General features: G+C 69.4%; 10 protein-coding genes and 1 tRNA gene. 8 read left to right on the plus strand and 3 right to left on the minus strand.

Features of this window, described 5'->3' with window-relative positions:
• The first annotated feature begins 25 nt into the window (after positions 1-25).
• The 3 genes from GV790_RS13580 to GV790_RS13590 all read left to right on the plus strand — a co-directional run bounded on the left by GV790_RS13580 (position 26) and on the right by GV790_RS13590 (position 2,867).
• A complete protein-coding gene (locus tag GV790_RS13580) occupies positions 26-988 on the plus strand; it encodes a metallophosphoesterase (protein ID WP_163813692.1) in 963 nt (320 codons plus the stop codon).
• Between the two features lie 38 nt (positions 989-1,026).
• Positions 1,027-2,733 (plus strand): hypothetical protein, encoded by a 1,707-nt coding sequence (locus GV790_RS13585; protein WP_163813693.1) that lies wholly within the window; start codon positions 1,027-1,029, stop codon positions 2,731-2,733.
• 60 nt (positions 2,734-2,793) lie between these two features.
• Positions 2,794-2,867 (plus strand) — tRNA-Pro (locus GV790_RS13590).
• A 72-nt stretch (positions 2,868-2,939) separates the two neighbouring features.
• Here GV790_RS13590 and GV790_RS13595 read toward each other — a convergent pair.
• Together GV790_RS13595 and GV790_RS13600 are read right to left on the minus strand one after the other, a co-directional pair.
• Positions 2,940-3,527 (minus strand): TetR/AcrR family transcriptional regulator, encoded by a 588-nt coding sequence (locus GV790_RS13595; RefSeq protein ID WP_163813694.1) that lies wholly within the window; start codon positions 3,525-3,527, stop codon positions 2,940-2,942.
• A 12-nt stretch (positions 3,528-3,539) separates the two neighbouring features.
• A complete protein-coding gene (locus GV790_RS13600; protein ID WP_163813695.1) occupies positions 3,540-4,763 on the minus strand; it encodes a cytochrome P450 in 1,224 nt (407 codons plus the stop codon).
• Between the two features lie 171 nt (positions 4,764-4,934).
• Between GV790_RS13600 and GV790_RS13605 the strand changes: the two genes are divergently transcribed.
• From GV790_RS13605 to atzF, 3 genes are all read left to right on the plus strand, one after another.
• Positions 4,935-5,642: a GntR family transcriptional regulator gene (locus GV790_RS13605; protein WP_175585886.1), complete on the plus strand. Its 708-nt coding sequence runs from the start codon at positions 4,935-4,937 to the stop codon at positions 5,640-5,642.
• Between the two features lie 86 nt (positions 5,643-5,728).
• Complete coding sequence (gene uca, locus GV790_RS13610) at positions 5,729-9,271, plus strand: urea carboxylase (RefSeq protein WP_375139391.1); 3,543 nt, start codon at positions 5,729-5,731, stop codon at positions 9,269-9,271.
• Entirely contained in the window at positions 9,272-11,005 is a 1,734-nt protein-coding gene (gene atzF / locus GV790_RS13615) for an allophanate hydrolase (protein ID WP_163813697.1), read from the plus strand.
• Between the two features lie 79 nt (positions 11,006-11,084).
• Here atzF and GV790_RS13620 read toward each other — a convergent pair whose 3' ends face one another.
• Positions 11,085-11,663 (minus strand): TetR/AcrR family transcriptional regulator, encoded by a 579-nt coding sequence (locus GV790_RS13620; RefSeq protein WP_163813698.1) that lies wholly within the window; start codon positions 11,661-11,663, stop codon positions 11,085-11,087.
• Between the two features lie 101 nt (positions 11,664-11,764).
• Here GV790_RS13620 and GV790_RS13625 point away from each other — a divergent pair, with 101 nt between their 5' ends.
• Both GV790_RS13625 and GV790_RS13630 read left to right on the plus strand, forming a co-directional pair.
• Positions 11,765-13,021 (plus strand): FAD-dependent monooxygenase, encoded by a 1,257-nt coding sequence (locus GV790_RS13625; protein WP_163813699.1) that lies wholly within the window; start codon positions 11,765-11,767, stop codon positions 13,019-13,021.
• 102 nt (positions 13,022-13,123) lie between these two features.
• A complete protein-coding gene (locus GV790_RS13630; protein ID WP_256673269.1) occupies positions 13,124-14,143 on the plus strand; it encodes a tellurite resistance/C4-dicarboxylate transporter family protein in 1,020 nt (339 codons plus the stop codon).
• Positions 14,144-14,243: the final 100 nt, after the last annotated feature.

Consider the following 14,243-nt stretch of genomic DNA (forward strand, 5'->3'; position numbering starts at 1 on the left):
GACCACCGTCACCTATGCTGGGCAAATGCCCGTGATCTCGACCTCCGCTGTCCGTCGAACCGCGCTGGGCGCCGCCGGAGCCGCGGTGGCCGGAGTCGGCTATGCCTCCCTCATCGAACGCAATGCGTTCGTGCTGCGTGAGGCGACGATGCCGGTGCTGCGGCCGGGTTCGGCGACGCTTCGGGTGCTGCACATCAGCGATCTGCACATGATGCCGGGCCAGAAACTCAAGCAGCAGTGGCTGCGCGAGCTGGACCGGCTGGAACCGGACCTGGTGGTCAACACCGGGGATAACCTGTCGCATCAGAAATCGGTGCCCGCCGTGGTTCAGGCACTGGGCGGTTTGCTTTCGCGCCCAGGGCTTTTCATCTTCGGCAGCAACGACTATTTCGCGCCGGTGCCGAAGAACCCGCTCAAGTACTTCAAGTCCGATCACCGCCGCGTGCACGGCGCGCCGCTGCCGTGGAAGGATCTGCGCGCCGCCTTCACCGAACGCGGCTGGCTGGATCTGACCCATGTGCGCCGCGACCTGGAAGTGGCGGGTATCCGCATCGCCAGCGCTGGCGTCGACGATCCGCACTTGCAGCGCGACCGCTACGACACCATCGCGGGCGCACCCAATCCGCTCGCCGATCTGCGCATCGGTCTCACCCACTCGCCCGAACCGCGGGTGCTGGATCGGTTCGCCGAAGACGGCTATGACCTGGTGCTGGCCGGCCACACCCACGGCGGCCAGCTGTGCCTGCCCGGCTACGGGGCGCTGGTCACCAATTGCGATATCGACCGTTCGCGGGTCAAGGGCCCGTCGAAGTGGGGTGCGCATACCCGGCTGCACGTGTCGGCAGGCCTCGGCACGTCGCCGTGGGCGCCCTACCGCTTCTGCTGCCGCCCGGAAGCGACGCTGCTCACCCTGGTCGCCGCGCCCCCGAAGCGTCCGAACTCCGATACCGCGCAGGGCGTTTCGACCTCGGAGACCGTCGCCCGCTAGGGTCGCTTGCCGAGACTTTTGCCGGCAAGAGGACGAACGTGAATACATTCGACCCCAGCAATGGGGCGTACCCGGCGGGGCAGCCGGTGCCCGGCGCGTTTCCCGATCCCGGCGTGCCGCACGGTCCGCTCGGGGGCCAGGAAGCCGCACCGATTCACAGCGTGCCATGGGCACCCACCCAGACCGGGCAGTGGACGCCGGGCTCCGGGCACGCCAGCGCCGGTCCCGGACCGATGCCGGTCCAGCCACCCATCGCACCCGGGGTCGCGCCACGGCAGAACGGGCAGCCCACCCCGAGCTGCCCCGCACCGGTCGCCGAACAGCTCGAGCCATCGCCCACTGCCGCGGCGGCCGCACCGACGCAGACCGGGCAGTGGACGCCGGGCTCCGGGCACCTGGTCTCCGGTCCCGGGCCGATGCCCGGCGGGCCAGCTGTCGCACCTGAAGCCGCATCAACACAAACCGAGCAACCCGCCCCTGGTTACGCACCGGTCGCCCCGCAGCTCGGCCCGCCCATCCTCCCCCATGCCGCACCGACGCCGGGCGGGCCGGGGGCGCCGACGCAGACCGGACAACGGGCGCCGGGATCCGGACACACGAGCGCCGGCCCCGGACCGATGCCGAGCCAGCCGGTCGCCCCGGAGGCAGCGCTGACCCAGACCGGACGGCCGACCTCCTCGGTGCCGCCCACTCCGGAAACCGGTCTGTCCATGGCTCCCGAAGCAGCGGCCACGCAGTCCGGCCAGTGGGCGGGCAGCCCGCAGAACTGGACGAATCCCGCTGCGCCCTGGCAGAACCAGATGAATACGAACGCGCCGTTCGCCGGCCAACTGCCCTTCGACATGGCCGCGCAGGGCAACCCGGCGACAACTGGCGGCGGATACACCGAGTTCGGTCCGGTCGGGCAGCATCCAGGCACTCAGCCCGTCGGGCCGAGCGCTCAGCCCTTCGGGTCCCCTTCACCCGGCCCCAACGTGCCCGGCGGCCCCGGGAAACTCTTCGCCTTCGGCGCCGCCGCGATGGCGGTGGTCGCCGTCGGTGTCGGCGTGGTCGCGGTCACCGTCAGCGGATCCGATGAAGCCTCGGCGTCCGACGGATCCACGCCATCCATGGTCAGCGCGCTCACCACCGGCGAATCAGCGTCGAAGGCACCGCGTTCCACGACGTCACGCTCGCGTCCGGCCGATCCCACCCCTGATGCCGAACTCGGCCCCATCGTGCCGGGGTTCCAGCCGGTCGCCGTGCCCAACCGCAGCGCCGCCTACGACGTACCCGCCGGATGGCGGGTCGCCCCCGAAGGCAGTGTCGGCGGGTTCGGCGAACCGCCGGACGCGGTGGTCGGCACCGGTCTGGCCACCGATGGCGTCGACTACTGCCCGGGCTCCACCCGCACCGTCGCCTTCCTCACCGGCTCCGACACCGCCGACCCCGCGAAGGCCGCCACCGAGCTCGGCACGAAGTCCGCGACCATCGCCTACGCAGGCAGCCGCGACGTCAGGCCCGGCGCCGCACAGCCGCTCGCCTCGGCGGATGGATCACAGCAGGGCATGCTCGTCGAAACGACGGGCAAGCTCGACGCCGCGAAACCCGGCTGCGCCGAGCAGTTCTCCGTCTTCACCTACGCCGTCCCCGCCCGCACCGGAACCATCGTGCTGGTCCTGGCCGCCGACACCGGCGTCCCCGATGCCGTCGACCCCGAGACCGCCAAGCGCGTCCTCACCAGCATTCGCCCCCTGAAAACCTGATTGACCTGCCGGTTTAACGTCCAGCCCCGACCTGTTGTAAGCTACCTCAGGTCCGCTTCACGGGGTGTGGCGCAGCTTGGTAGCGCGCTTCGTTCGGGACGAAGAGGTCGTGGGTTCAAATCCCGCCACCCCGACTCGTGTGGTTGAGACACGATGGGAACCCTGATCAGCACAGCTGGTCAGGGTTTCCTTCTTTTCCGGGTTGTTCAGGTGATCTCGAGGCGGTTGTCGAGCAGGAACGGCAGCAGGAAGTTGCGGAGCAGGGCGCGTTCCTCGTCCTCGCCGGCGCCGGGCAGCGTCAGCAGCGACACCATGGTGCGTACCGTCCACTTGCCGAGGCGCACCGCGGCCTCCTGGGCGAGATCGGCCCGGAAGTTGTGCACGAACGCGGCGGTGAGGGTGTCGATGACGCCCGGAGACTCCGACAGCTGCGCGACGATGCCCGCGTTCTCCGGCTCGAACCACACCGCCAGATGCGGCGTCTTCCGAACCTCGGCCAGCAGCGCGGTGAGCACATCGAGCAGCTGACCCTCGTGATCGGGTCCGTCGAAGCGGTGGGCCCGCCACACCCGCTCCACCAGCAGCCGCGCCTCGCGTGCCGCGAATGCCACGTACAGCGACTGCCGGTTGTCGAAATAGCGGTACAGCGTCGCCCGTGAGCAACCGGCCGCTTCGGCGACCTCGGCCATGCCGAGCCCGGTGACACCCTTGTCCATCGACAGGGCGCGTACCGCATCGAGGATCCGCTCGGCGGCCAGTTCGGCCCGGCCACCCGCCAGCCAGTCAGCACTCATCGGCTGATCTTCTCAGCCCGCGCACCGGAACGGCACGGTGGTCGGCCGACGGACATACGGCCCGGGCGCGTACTGCACCGCGTCGATGTCGACACGGTAATTCGGGAACCGCTCCAGCAGCTCCTCCAACGCCACCCGCGCCTGCATCCGGGCGGCCGCCGCGCCGAGACAGTGGTGCGGCCCGTGCCCGAAGGTCATGATGCGCTGAGGATTCCGGTCGATGTCGAGTTCGGCGGCATCGGCACCGAAGGCCTGCTCGTCCCGGTTCGCGGACCCGTACACCAGCAGCACCTTGCGACCAGCCGGAATCGTGGAGCCGGCCAGCTCCACGTCCCGGGTGGTGGTGCGGGCCAGCCCCTGCACGGGCGAGGTCAGCCGCGCGAACTCCTCGACGGCGAGGGTGATGCGATCGGGATCCGCCGCCAGTGCCGCGCGCTGCTCGGGATGCTGCTGCAACAGCTGCACCGCGCCACCGAGCAGACCGGTGGTGGTGTCGTTGCCGCCGGCGACCATGGTCCAGGTGTAGGCGAGGATCTGCACCAGACCGTTGACGTCGGTGTCGTCGGCGGCCATCCCGGCCTGCACCAGCAGCGAGACGGTGTCGTCGCCGGGATCGGTACGCCTGCGTTTGATCAGTTCGGCGAAGTAGCCGAGCATCTCCATCGAGGCCTGCTGCGCGTCTGCGGTGCGCTCGGTGCTGGCCGCGACCACGGCGTCGGTCCAGCCGTCGAACCGGTCCCGGTCCTGCTCTGGCACCCCGAGGTAGTGGGCCACCACCATGCTCGGCAGCGGTTTGAACAGGTCTTTGACGATATCGCCGCCGCCCTGCTCGCCCAGCCGGTCCAGCCGTTCGCGCACGAAGCCGCGCACCACCGGCTCGACGTCGGCGACCTGGCGCGGGGTGAATCCCCGCGCGACGAGCTTGCGGAACTCGGTGTGCTGGGGCGGGTCCTGCATGACCATCGGCGGGTTGGCGGTCAACCCGATCTGCTCGAGCTCGCCGTATTCGACGGTGAGCCCGTCACGGGAGGAGAAGGTGTTGGTGTCGCGGGCCGCGGCGTAGACGTGCTCGTGCCGGGTCAGCACCCAGTAGTCGTGTTCGGGTTGCTCCGCGGGCACCACCCGGTGCACCGGATCGTGCTCGCGCAGCGCCGCATACATCGCCCAGGGTGCGCGCCACGTCGGGCCCGAACGCAGTTCGAACTTCGGATCGACACGAGACTCATTAGCCAACATGTTCCGAAGGTAAGACAGAATCGCCAGATTGTCTACAGTAGATTCCAACAGCGGAGGACCTGGGCAATTCTGGAAACGCGCAACGACGCGCGCGGTGCCGTGAGCACACGCTTACCTACCGGTTACGCACGGTGATTCCTCGGAAACGCGAGGTCCATAGCGTATACAGGCATGTCGACACGGGTGGCCACACCGGCCGATACCTCGGGAAAACCGTTGCGGGACGTGGTGTACGAAACGCTGCGCGCGGAACTGATGAACGGCGACATCAAGTTCGGCGAACGTCTCACCGAGCCCAAGGTCTCCGCGCGCTTCGGGATATCGCGCACGCCGGTCCGCGAGGCACTCACGGTGCTCTGCTCGGACGGCTTGCTGCAACGCGAGGAGTACGGGTTCTCGCCGGTACGCCCGAGCATTCCGCTGGTGCGTGACCTGTACGAGCTGCGGATCACCCTGGAACTGGGCGGTTTACAGCGCGCGATGCAGAACCCGGACGTCACGCACGACAAGGCACTGCTGACCGCCGAACGCAAGGCCTGGCTGGATTTGCAGACCGACCCGCCCGAACAGGAGCCGGGTTTCGTGGTCCGCGACGAGGAATTCCACGTCACCTTGCTGACCGCCTCCGGCAACACCGAGATGGTGCGGGCGCTGCGCTCGGTGAACTCCCGCATCCGCCACGTGCGGATGTACGACTTCATGGTCAACAACCGCATCGAAACCACCATCTCCGAGCACCTGGCCATTCTCGATGCCGTTCTCGCCGACGATCTTTCGCTGGCCTACCGGCTGCTGCACACCCATATCGGCGAATCGCTGGACGTCGTGCTCGATCGGGTCACCCGGGCGATCGCGGCCATGTCCTTGGCCACCGACTAGTCCCCAACTGAACACAGGAGCCCGACGTGAGCCTGGATTTCGATACCGTCCTCGTCGCCAATCGGGGCGAGATCGCCTGCCGCATCATGCGCACCGCGCGCATTCTCGGCCTCAAGACCGTCGCGGTCTATTCCGACGCCGACGCCGGCGCGGCCCACGTCGAAATGGCCGATGCGGCAGCCTATCTCGGCCCGAGCGCGGCCGCGGAATCCTACTTGCGCGCCGATCGGGTGATCGAGGCGGCACTGGCCACCGGCGCCGGCGCGATCCATCCGGGTTACGGGTTCCTCTCCGAGAACGCGGAATTCGCGGCCGAAGTGGCAAAGGCCGGTATCGCGTTCGTCGGCCCGACTCCGGAGCAGCTGCGGATCTTCGGCGACAAGCACACTGCCCGTGCCGCCGCCCGCGCGGTCGGCGTGCCGCTGGTCGACGGCTCCGGCCTGCTCGAATCGGCCGATCACGCCGTCGCCGAGGCCGAACGGATCGGCTTCCCGGTCATGCTCAAGGCCGTCGGTGGTGGCGGCGGGATCGGCATGCAGGCCTGCCATGACGCCGATCAGTTGCGCGCCGCCTACCAGCGGGTGCAGCGGCTGGCCGCGACGAATTTCGCTACATCGGGGGTGTTCCTGGAACGTTTCGTGGCGCGGGCCCGCCATGTCGAGGTGCAGGTGTTCGGCGACGGGCGCGGCCGGGTGGTCAGCCTCGGCACCCGTGACTGTTCGCTGCAGCGGCGCAATCAGAAGGTGATCGAGGAAGCGCCGGCCCCGGGGCTCACGGCGGAGTTGTCGCAGCAGCTGCTGGCGGTCTCGCGTGAGCTGTCGCGCTCGGTCGGGTATCGCTCGGCGGGCACTGTGGAGTTCGTCTATGACGCCGATCGCGATGCCGCCTCGTTCCTGGAGATGAATACCCGCCTGCAGGTGGAGCATCCGGTGACCGAGGCGGTGACCGGAGTCGATCTGGTGGAGTGGATGTTGCGGCTGGCGGGCGGCGATACCACTATGCTGGACGAGCTGCCCGAGACGGGTCCGCCGATCGACGGCTGGGCGGTGGAGGCCCGCATCTACGCCGAGGATCCGGGCCAGGACTACCGCCCAAGCGCGGGCTTGATCACCGAGACCACCCTCCCCGAGCAGGCCAGGGTCGACACCTGGATAAGCACCGGCACCGAGGTCAGCCCGTACTACGATCCGTTGCTGGCCAAGGTGATCACCCGAGGCGGCGACCGCGGCGAAGCGTTCACCGCCCTCACCGAGGCCCTGGCAGGCACCCGTATCCACGGCGTACAGACCAACCTGCCGCAGCTGCACGCCGCCGCGTCCGACCCGACCGTGCGCCGGGCAGGCCACCTCACCGCCACCCTCGCCGATATCCGGCCCATCGCCGCGCGCATCGACGTGGAACGCCCCGGCACCATGACCACGATCCAGGACCATCCGGGCCGGATCGGCCTGTGGGAGGTGGGCATTCCGCCCTCCGGCCCGATGGACGACCTCTCGTTCACTCTCGCCAACACCGCCGTCGGCAACCCGCCGGGCACCCCCGCACTGGAGTGCACACTGCACGGCCCGCGGCTGCGCTTCTCGGATGCCGCGGTGGTGTGTGTCAGCGGCGCCGACGCGCCGGTCGAGGTGGACGGCGAACCGGTACCGATGTGGGAGCCGATCACGGTGCCCGCGGGCGGTGTGCTCGATGTCGGCGCCCCCGCCGACACCGGCCTGCGCACCTACCTCGCCGTGCGCGGCGGCATCGACGCACCGCTCTATCACGGCAGCGCCGCCACCTTCACCCTCGGCGGCTTCGGCGGTGTCACGGGTAAGGCGCTGGTCAGCGGCGATGTTCTGCATCTGGCCGATGCAGCCGAGGCCGAACCGCGCCCGATCCAGCCGGCGCTACGGCCGGATGTCGGCCATCACTGGGAGCTCGCCGTCGGCGAGGGCCCGCAGACCGCGCCCGCCTACTTCACCGACGCCGATATGGCGCAGTTCTACACCCACGAGTGGCGCGTCGGCAGCCACGCCAACCGCACCGGCATCCGGCTGGAAGGCCCCAAACCCACCTGGTCGCGCACCGACGGCGGCGAAGCGGGCCTGCACCCGTCGAACCTGCACGACAACCCCTACAGTGTCGGCGCGCTCAATGTCTCCGGCGACACCCCGATCCTGCTCGGCCCGGACGGCCCGAGCCTCGGCGGCTTCGCCTGCCCGCTGACGGTGGTGTCGGCGCACCGCTGGAAACTGGGTCAGCTGCGGCCGGGCGATACGGTCCGCTTCATTCCCGTGGACGACACCACGGCGAGCGAACTGCGCGCCTCGAACAGCTCGCGGGCTCGCGCGACTGTGCCGAAACCACTCGCCGGACTGAGCGATCGCGGCATCCTTGGCGGCGTCGACGGGTCCAGCGACCGCCCCCCGGTCCGCTATCTGCGCGGCGGCGATGACAATGTGCTGGTCGAATACGGCGAGATGGTGCTCGACCTCGGCCTGCGAATGCGGGTGCACGCACTGTCCACCGCGCTCGCCGACGCCGGGCTTCCCGGCATCATCGACGTGACACCCGGCGTGCGCTCGCTGCACATCCATTTCGATCCCGACATCCTGGCCCAGCATCGTCTACTCGGGGTACTGGCCGAATTGGAGACCGAACTCCCCGCGACCCAGGACCTGGTGGTGCCCAGCCGCACCATCCGGTTGCCGCTGTCGTTCGACGACCCGTCGATCGCCGAGGCCATCGACCGCTATCGCAGCGGCGTGCGCGACAGCGCACCGTGGCTGCCGTCCAATACCGAATTCATCCGCCGTATCAACGGTCTGGACAGCGTCGACGACGTCCGCGCCACCGTGTTCGCCGCCGAGTACCTCGTGCTCGGCCTCGGCGATGTGTATCTCGGTGCGCCGCTGGCGGTTCCGCTCGACCCACGGCACCGGCTGGTGACCACCAAGTACAACCCGGCGCGCACCTGGACGCCGTCCGATGCCGTCGGTATCGGCGGCAAGTACCTGTGCGTCTACGGCATGGCTTCCCCCGGCGGCTATCAGCTCATCGGCCGGACCGTGCCGATCTGGTCGAGCTACCGCCAGCGCGCCCCGTTCGAATCCGGAACTCCCTGGCTGTTCCGGTTCTTCGACCGCATCGTCTGGGAGCCGGTGAGCGCCGAACAGCTGCTCGACTACCGCGCCGCCGCCACCGCCGGACGGTTCGACGCCGAGGTCAGCGAGGGCAGCTTCGCCCTGGCCGACCATCTACGGCTGCTGCGCGAGGAGGCCGATGCCATCGCGGAATTCGAGACCAGGCAGGCGGCCGCGTTCGAGGCGGAGAAGCAGGCGTGGCAGGCCGCGGGCGAATTCGATCGCGACACCGCCGAGATCGTCAGCGACACCGTCGACGATCCACTCGCGGGCATGCCCGGCAATGCCACGGTGGTGACCGCACCGATGATCGGCAATGTCTGGCGGGTGGAAGTCGAAGCAGGACAACGGCTCACCGCGGGCTCGACGGTCGCCGTGCTGGAAGCGATGAAGCTGGAATTGCCGGTGCAGTGCCCCGATGCGGGCACGGTGCTGAAGGTCCTGGCCACCCCGGGTGCCAAGGTGGAACCCGGAACCCCTCTCGCAGTGATCGGAGTCGACTAGATGAGTGCCGGCCCCCTCGGCAACGCCCTACCCGGTTCGCCCACCTCGCGCGTTGCCGCCGCTTACCGCCGGATCGCGGAGGTCGACCGGCCGGAGGTGTGGATCACGCTTCGGCCCGAACCCGACGTCGCGGCCGACGCCGCGGCGGTCGAGCAGCGGCTGTCGGCCGGTGCCGCACTACCGCTCGCGGGTCTGCTGATCGCGGTGAAGGACAATGTCGACGTCGCGGGGCTGCCGACCACGGCCGCCTGCCCGGCCTTCGCCTACACCCCGGACGTCACCGCCGCCGCCGTCGAGCGGCTGATCGCAGCCGGTGCGATCGTGCTCGGCAAGACGAATCTCGATCAGTTCGCCACCGGCCTGGTCGGTACCCGCAGCCCGTACGGGCCGGTGCGCAATGCCTTCGACCCCGAGCTGGTCTCCGGCGGATCCAGTTCGGGTTCGGCCGTTGCGGTCGCGCTCGGCATCGCCGATATCGGTATCGGCACCGATACCGCCGGATCCGGCCGGGTGCCCGCGGCCTTGCAGGGGATCGTCGGGATCAAGGCGACGCTCGGTGTGGTGCCCGCGCACGGCGTGGTGCCTGCCTGTGCGGACTTCGACGCCGTCACCGTTTTCGCCGCCGATCTCGAGCGGGCCGTGGCCGCCGCCGCGATCATGGCGAGCCCGGACGCGCGTGATCCACGCAGCCGGAAACGGCCCGCCGACGTCCTGCTGAGCGCACCGCGGCAGCCGAGACTCGCGGTCCCGCGCACCGAAGACCTGACCGCCCTGAGCGCGCCCTATGCCGCGGCGTTCAGCAGAACCGTTGCCGGACTTGCGGATTCCGGGATGTCCGTCACCGAGATCGACATCTCGGCCCTGCTCGACGCGGCCCTGCTGCTCTACGACGGCGCGATCGTCGCCGAGCGGTACGCCGCGGTCGGCGAGTTCCTCTCCGCCGCACCGCCGGACACGCTCGACCCCACGGTCACGGCCATCATCCGCGCCGCCGAGCACACCACCGGCCCCGGCTTCGCCACCGATCTGGACACGCTGGCGACCGCCCGTGCGGCCGCGAAAACCCTGCTCGACGGTTACGACGGGCTGCTGCTGCCGACCACGACCGAACACCCGGCCATTGCCGCGGTGCAGGCGGAACCCGTCGCCATCAACCGCAGAATGGGCACCTTCACCAACTTCTGCAACCTGCTCGATATGGCGGCGGTCGCCGTCCCGGGATCGCCCACCGCGGACGGCTCGCCGTTCGGCGTGATGGTGGTGGTGCCCGCGTTCGCCGACCAGGTCGCCATCGATATCGCTGCCCGACTCGTCGGCACCGACTCCACCCCCGCGCTGTTCGGGCACGACGCTGAACTCGCCGTCTTCGGCGCACATCTGCGTGGGCAGCCACTGCATTGGCAGCTGGAACAGATCGGCGCCCGCTTCCTCGGCGAGATCCGCACCACCGACGCCTACCGCCTGACCGCCCTGGACACCACGCCACCCAAGCCCGGCCTGGTACGGCACGGCCAGGGCCAGGGCGCACCGATCGTCGGTGAACTGTTCGGCCTCTCGGCCGCCGGACTCGGCTCCTTCCTCGCCGCGCTGCCTGCTCCGATGGCGCTGGCGAATATCGAGCTCGAAGACGGCCGCACCGTCGTCGGTTTCGCCTGCACCTACGACGCGGCCGTCGCGGCGACCGACATCACCGAATTCGGCGGGTGGAAGAAGTACCTGGAGCAGCTGAGCTGAGCGGTTCCGCCCGCAGAAGCCGGGAGCCGGGAATCCATTGCCCCGAGCGAACGGCATGCCGGACAAGAGCGTCGCCCGGTCAACTCCGCGGCGCGAGCGCCGCTATCGCCACAGCCAGCTCATCCCCGCTCGGCAGCTCGCCGTCGGGTTCGGTAATCCATTGCAGCGCCAAGCCGTTCAGCAAGGCGAAGTACAGCCGTGCGACCGCCCGCGCCTGCTCCTCGGTCAATTCCGGATGCGACTGCGCGACCAGATCCGCCATCTCCGCGACGGCCTCGGCCAGCAGCCCGGACATATGCGCCGCCTCGCTCGGCGTGCGATGAATCCGGATCACGTTCTCCACACTCGCTACCAGCATCTGCCGATTGCGCGCGAAGACCTCGGCGATGTCGTTCCACACCAGCGGAAAGGCCTGCGCCGGTGAGCGGCCGTCCTTGCTCGCGGCCTTGATCCGCTCGTCGAGCGCGTCACCGATCTCGCGCCCGGATTCCGCGGTGAGCGCCTCGGTGAGCAGCCGCTCTTTCGACCCGAAGTGGTAGCCGATCGCGGCCAGGCTCACCCCCGCCGCATTGGCGATATCGCGTGCCGTCGTTGCGGCGAATCCACGCTCGTACACGCAGGCCCGGGCGGCCGCGAGCAGGTCCTCCTTGTTTCCCATACCCCCACTGTACGTGCGTCTTGAACACTTGTACTAGACAGACGTGCAAGTCATCTGTTAGACATTTGTCTGAGACGTTCGATCAAACGAAGGACGAGACGATGAGCACCCAGCCCGCCACGCACACCCCGAAGTCCACCGACCGCCCGCGCGTCCTCGTATCCGGCGGCGGCATCGGCGGCAATGCCGTTGCGCTGCAACTACTCCGGTACGGGATCCCGGTCACCGTGATCGAGCGCGCCGCCGCTCCCCGCCCCGGTGGCCAGGCGGTGGACCTGCGCGGGCCCAGCCGCGAGGTGGCCGAGCGGATGGGCCTGATGCCCGGAATCCGCGCACACCAACTCGATGAGCGCGGCATGCTGCACGTCGACGCCGACGGCAAGGAACTGCTGCGCATGCCCGCCGAGCTGTTCGACGGCAAGGGCGGCGTCGCCGAGATCGAGATCTCCCGCGGCGACCTGAATCAGGTGCTGCTCGACGCCATCGACGCGGCGGGCGGTGTCGACTACCGCTACGGCGAATGGCTCGAAGCGCTCACCCAGGACGACGACGGCGTGCAGGTCACCTTCGCCTCGGGCGGCACCGAACGTTTCGACCTCGTCATCGGCGCCGACGGCCTGCATTCGGCCACCCGCCGCCTGGTCTTCGGCCCGGAGGAACACTTCAGCACCTACCTCGGCGGCTACATGTCCTTCTTCACCATGCCGACTCCCGCGGGCATCGAACCGCACTGGTTCACCATGCATTCGCTGCCGGGCGCGACCGGCCTCGGCATGCGGCCCGACGCCGATCCGGCCACCTCCAAGGCGCTGGTCGTCATCCGCGCCGAGGCCGATCCGGCGCTGCGGCGCAACGTGGCGGCCCAGCAGCGGCTGATCAACGAGCGCCTGGCCGGCGGTGGCTGGACCGCCCCCGCGATCACCGCCGCGATGCCAGAGGCCGACGACTTCTACTTCGACGAGCTGGCCCGCATCGACATGCCGAGCTGGATCGAGGGTCGGGTGGCACTGGTCGGCGATGCCGGCTACTGCGGCTCCCCGCTCACCGGCCAGGGCACCGCGATGGCACTGGTCGGCGCGTACGTGCTGGCCGGCGAAATCGCCACGCACCGTGACGACCCGCGCCGCGCGCTGGAGAACTATCAGCGAGTGCTGCGTCCGTTCGTCGCACTCGCGCAGGAATTGCAGCCCGGCGGTCTGCGCGCGATGACCCCGAAGACCCGGTTCGGGATCCGCGCCGGATTGCTGGTCAGCAAATTGATGACGGCGCGGATCATGAAGCCGCTCATGATGAAGATGCTGTCCAAGACCGAAACCTACGACCTGCCCGAATACCCGGCCACCACGCCCGCGCGATGACCGGGAGACGCCGGCCGCCGAGGTGGCCGGCGTCGGCATGTCGCCGCTCGCAGTTGCCGCCGGATGGTTTGCCGCCGTGCCACACTGACGCAGGTGACGGCCATGGTCGAAGTGCGCACGAGCCCGGTCGAGAACCTGAAGCCCGCCTGGTTCGCGTCGGTGATGGCGACCGGCATCGTCTCCCGCGCCATCGGCTCGGCCGGCCTGGGCACCCTGTCGGCGATCATGCTCTACCTGGCACTCGCGGCCTTCGCGATCCTGATCGTGGCGACGCTCGTCCGGCTGGTGAGATTCCGGGCCGCGGCCGTAGCCGATGCCATGAATCCCGCTACCGGGTTCACCTACCTGACCTTCGTCGCCGCGGCCGCGGTCATGTCGACCGGGCTTTCGCGCCGAGACCACCTGGTTGCGGCGCTGACCTTGCTCGCGGTGGCCGCGCTGGCCTGGCTGGTCCTCGGCTACGGCATCCCGGCAGTGCTGATGGTGCACCACCGCGGACCCGCGGGCCTGAGTGCCGACGGCACCTGGTTCATCTGGGTGGTCGCGACCCAATCGCTCGCGGTCGCGGCCACCGCGCTCCCGCAACCTTGGGCGGGGCGCTTCGCGGTACCGGCGCTGCTGTGCTGGTCGGTGGGCACCATGCTGTATCTGCTGGTCGCGACGCTGGTGCTGGCCACATTGTTCACCGACACGCTCACCGCCGCGCGCCTGGTGCCCGCCTACTGGGTGTTCATGGGCGCCACCGCGATCAGCGTGCTGGCCGCGGCGCAGCTGCTGCACCTCGACGACATACCTTTGCTGACGTCGATGCGGCCGGTGCTGATCGGGGTGGCGGTCCTACTGTGGGCCTTCGGCAGCTGGCTGATCCCGTTGCTGCTGCTCGCGGGCGTGTGGCGACATTTCGTCCAGCACATCCGCCTGGCCTACGAACCTGGCCTGTGGAGCATCGTGTTCCCGGTCGGCATGTACGGCGTCGGCACCAGGGAACTGGGATCGGCCATCGGCGAGCAGTGGATGGTTACCTTCGGCGGCGGCGAAGCCTGGGTCGCGCTCACCGTATGGATCGTGACCGCAGTAGCTCTGCTGCTCAGCTTCCGGAAGAGCCGTGACGTCTCGCGTTGACCTGCCCGGCCGGACCGATCACCCCGCGAGACCGGTCCGGCCGATACAAAGGCACCCCCTCGGCCCCTCCTGACCGCCCACCCCCGAGGCAGTCAGGAGG

The organism is Nocardia cyriacigeorgica (genome assembly GCF_010858045.1).
Taxonomy (GTDB): domain Bacteria; phylum Actinomycetota; class Actinomycetes; order Mycobacteriales; family Mycobacteriaceae; genus Nocardia; species Nocardia cyriacigeorgica_E.

What these genes read in the sequence shown, in the direction of transcription:
- GV790_RS13580 (WP_163813692.1), top strand. Translation starts at nt 26, where the DNA reads ATGCCCGTGATCTCGACCTCCGCTGTCCGTCGAACCGCGCTGGGCGCC.
- GV790_RS13595 (WP_163813694.1), bottom strand. Translation starts at nt 3,527, where the DNA reads ATGAGTGCTGACTGGCTGGCGGGTGGCCGGGCCGAACTGGCCGCCGAG.
- GV790_RS13600 (WP_163813695.1), bottom strand. Translation starts at nt 4,763, where the DNA reads ATGTTGGCTAATGAGTCTCGTGTCGATCCGAAGTTCGAACTGCGTTCG.
- GV790_RS13605 (WP_175585886.1), top strand. Translation starts at nt 4,935, where the DNA reads ATGTCGACACGGGTGGCCACACCGGCCGATACCTCGGGAAAACCGTTG.
- uca (WP_375139391.1), top strand. Translation starts at nt 5,729, where the DNA reads ATGCGCACCGCGCGCATTCTCGGCCTCAAGACCGTCGCGGTCTATTCC.
- atzF (WP_163813697.1), top strand. Translation starts at nt 9,272, where the DNA reads ATGAGTGCCGGCCCCCTCGGCAACGCCCTACCCGGTTCGCCCACCTCG.
- GV790_RS13620 (WP_163813698.1), bottom strand. Translation starts at nt 11,663, where the DNA reads ATGGGAAACAAGGAGGACCTGCTCGCGGCCGCCCGGGCCTGCGTGTAC.
- GV790_RS13625 (WP_163813699.1), top strand. Translation starts at nt 11,765, where the DNA reads ATGAGCACCCAGCCCGCCACGCACACCCCGAAGTCCACCGACCGCCCG.
- GV790_RS13630 (WP_256673269.1), top strand. Translation starts at nt 13,124, where the DNA reads ATGGTCGAAGTGCGCACGAGCCCGGTCGAGAACCTGAAGCCCGCCTGG.